The organism is Psychrobacter sp. 1U2 (genome assembly GCF_051847575.1).
The window spans coordinates 1-1,618 of sequence record NZ_JBPYDC010000152.1 but is presented as its reverse complement, the minus strand read 5'-3'; the positions used below and the strand labels follow the sequence as shown (position 1 = coordinate 1,618).

Genomic DNA, 1,618 nt, shown 5'->3' with positions numbered 1-1,618 from the left:
ATAGCTGTTCGCGATCATGCGGCGTATTAAAGTCAAGATAAGGACCGATAGGTACGATACCAGTTGGGTTGATGTTGGCATGACTGGTGTAATAATGGGCCTTAATATGATTCATATTGACGGTCTCAGCTATACCTGGCACTTGGTATAAATCTCGCAGGTAACCCCAAAGGTTAGGGTAATCAACGATACGGCGCAGGTTACATTTAAAATGACCGACGTACACGGCATCGAAACGCACTAGGGTAGTAAACAAACGCCAATCGGCCTCGGTAATGGTATTACCAACCAAATGACGCTGATTCTCTAAGCGCTTTTCTAATACATCTAACGCATCAAATAGCGTATTCACAGCTTCTTCGTAAGCTGCTTGCGTGGTTGCAAAGCCGGATTTATAAACCCCATTATTGACAGCAGAATATACAAATGCATTAATCTCATCAATCTCTGCTAATAGCTCTGACGGTATAAAATTACCTGGTAGCGCACCAACCTCATCAAAGGCTGAATTGAACATGCGAATGATTTCAGATGACTCATTGCTAACGATAGTGTTGGTTTTTTTGTCCCATAAAATAGGGACAGTGACGCGCCCTGTATAGTCTGATTTTGCTCTAGTGTATATCTCATAAGCGTAGTTAGCATGTGAGATAGGGTCGGCAATGACACCCGCACCTTCTCTAAATGTCCAGCCGTGATCACCCATATAAGGATGAACGACCGATAGCGAAATCATATCTTCCAAACCTTTAAGTTTACGATAAATAGTCGTACGATGCGCCCAAGGGCATGCTAGAGATACATACAGATGATAGCGATTAGGCTCAGCCTTAAAGCCACCTGCACCTGTTGGTCCTGCGCTACCGTCTTTGGTAACCCAGTTTCTAAAGCCTGACTCTTCGCGTTTAAAATGGCCGCCACTAGCGTCGGTATCGTACCATTGGTCCTGCCATTTACCATCGACTAATAAGCCCATACCGATCTCCTGTCTATTTTGATTTTAGTATTGATTTTCAATTTAAGTTTGAATTAAAAACGACGATAACTAATATTGACAAAGATAGGTGATCGTTCAGCTTGAGTATTTATTAAAAAGGGTATGCAAAGAGGTGCTATCTTCTTATAATTTTGTAGTTATCACCAAGCGTTTATCTCGTTCGTAATCAATCCTACCGTTATATAGTCATTATAGTTTATGGGCTATAGACAGATAAACAGCAATAATCACAAATGAAAGTTCTTGTTTAAAGAACAATGATAAACCAGGTTAGGATGTATTGGGCATTAACGACAAACCAGCCGTAAAAAATAGCGAAGCAGTAAGCTTTTATTTTTCACCCCAAAAGTTACCGTTCGCTATGTCTTGTACAATGCTTATTATTGAAACTTGGACAGTACCAAAATCCAGTCAGTGTTACTATTTAGCTGTGACTTACTTGAGTATCATAATCAATCAGTCGCTCTGGTTCAGACGACTCACTAAGAATACGATTACCAACGACACCAGAAGTAATTGAGCCACTAACATTGACTAAAGTACGCATCATAATCTGCGGTACGCTTAGGATCGAACGTGAAGTCATTGAAGCGTTACCTAAGCTTAAACTCATACAGCTAA

The 1,618-nt window shown here is 40.7% G+C and carries 2 protein-coding genes; both read right to left on the bottom strand.

The features are described 5' to 3' along the window. Nucleotides 1–976: glutathione S-transferase family protein (locus ACS8FD_RS14015; RefSeq protein ID WP_439276320.1), on the bottom strand; the 976-nt coding region annotated here is incomplete at its 3' end. A 445-nt stretch (nucleotides 977–1,421) separates the two neighbouring features. Next, nucleotides 1,422–1,618, bottom strand: a 197-nt coding sequence (locus ACS8FD_RS14010) for a hypothetical protein (protein ID WP_439276319.1), incomplete at its 5' end; no start/stop codon positions are given.